The 1,679-nt window shown below is 38.9% G+C and carries 1 protein-coding gene; it reads left to right on the forward strand.

Going from position 1 to position 1,679, the window contains the following annotated elements; all coding sequences use genetic code 11:
• Positions 1 to 343: 343 nt before the first annotated feature.
• The gene (locus O9332_RS00195) at positions 344 to 1,606 is read left to right on the forward strand and encodes an RNA-guided endonuclease InsQ/TnpB family protein (protein ID WP_353853393.1); all 1,263 of its coding nucleotides are present in this window, start codon (positions 344 to 346) and stop codon (positions 1,604 to 1,606) included.
• Positions 1,607 to 1,679: the final 73 nt, after the last annotated feature.

A 1,679-nucleotide genomic window follows, 5' to 3' on the forward strand; every position in this document is an offset into this window, starting at 1 on the left:
GGCTCTTCTGGTTTCTGTGTGGAAACGGGGTCTATACTGATAGTTTCTTCAGCAAAATACTCCTAAAAGTCTTTCCCAGTAAATATTTCACGATTCTATAAGCAAAAATTATCACACAAAGTCGAGAAGAGCCGATATGTACGGGGGAAGTTCAGTTATAATTTCCGAGGAGAAATTTACCTAAAATGCCGGATGAATGCCCCCGCTAGATTTTTCGACAAGATACTCACCTTTGCGGGGGATGCAATCCGACCAGAATATCAACCGCGAAGCACGATTTTAATTCTACCATTTGTAGGTAAACTGTGTTATACTTAATTTATCCAGGGTCGAGGATTAATCAATGCTAGTCGTAGAAGCCAAGTTAAAAAACGGGACACCAGAACAATACCAAAAACTTGATGAAGCTATTAGGACTTCTCAGTTTGTGCGTAACTCTTGTGTTAGTTATTGGATGGACAATCAAGGGACAACCCGCAATGATCTCCAAAAACTTTGTGCGGTACTAGCTAACAATAAAGAGACACCTTTGGTTAATAAATTAAACTCTCAAGCTCGCCAATCGGCTGCTGATAGACCCTGGCAATCAATTAATCGGTTTTACCAGAATTGTCATGCTAAGATACCGGGAAAAAAGGGTTTTCCTCGGTTTAAAAAGCATAGTCGTTCGGTTGAGTATAAACTAACAGGCTACAAACTATCTGATGATCGACGTAAAATCAGATTTACTGATGGCTTTAAAGCAGGAGAATTTGATTTATGGTGTAGTCAAAAGACATTAGTTTATTATTCAGAGCAACAGATTAAACGGGTAAGAGTTGTTAGACGTGCTGATGGTTATTATTGCCAGTTTTTGATTGACGTAGAACGGCAAGAATACCATAAACCAACGGGACAAATAACAGGAATTGACTTAGGGTTAAAGGAATTTTATACCGATGCCCAAGGCAATACTGTAGAGAATCCACGTTATTTAAGCAAGTCAGAAAAACGACTGAAAAAAGCACAAAGGAGATTATCAAAACGATTTCGTCAAGGAAAGAAACAGTCTAAAAACTATCACAAGCAACGGATAAAAGTTGCCAAGCTTCACCTGAAAGTATCAAGACAACGTAAAGACAAAGCAATTAAAGACGCTTTGGCGTTAGTCCAGTCTAATGCTCTGGTAGTCTATGAAGCTTTAAAGGTAAGAAACTTAGTAAAAAATCGTCAGCTTGCCAAGTCGATTTCTGATGCTTCTTGGTATCAATTCACTGAATGGTTTGAATTTTTTGCCAAGATTTATCGGATTGTTTGTGTTGCTGTTCCTCCCCATTTCACGACTCAAGATTGTTCAGTTTGTGGTACGATAGTTCAAAAAACATTAAGTACTAGAACTCATCAATGTCCCAATTGTAAAACAATCTTAGATAGGGATCATAATGCAGCAATCAACATTCTTAAAAAAGAGTTGCAATATTTGGGAAATCATCTCAACGGTACTGTTGGGCAAACAGAAACCGACCCAAACCCCCCACCCCCCCGGCCCCCCCGACATCGGGGTAGGGCTGTTTCATTCTCCCATCAGAATATCAAAAGTAAAAGCGATCACTGTCAGGTAAAATGAGAAGTGAACGCAAACTTTTGAAAGATATGTTGAGCTTAATAGAAAAACTAAAACAAGTCAAGGACTTTCGGAA

Source organism: Microcystis sp. LE19-10.1B (assembly GCF_027530565.1).
Taxonomy (GTDB): domain Bacteria; phylum Cyanobacteriota; class Cyanobacteriia; order Cyanobacteriales; family Microcystaceae; genus Microcystis; species Microcystis aeruginosa.

What these genes read in the sequence shown, in the direction of transcription:
- O9332_RS00195 (WP_353853393.1), top strand. Translation starts at nt 344, where the DNA reads ATGCTAGTCGTAGAAGCCAAGTTAAAAAACGGGACACCAGAACAATAC.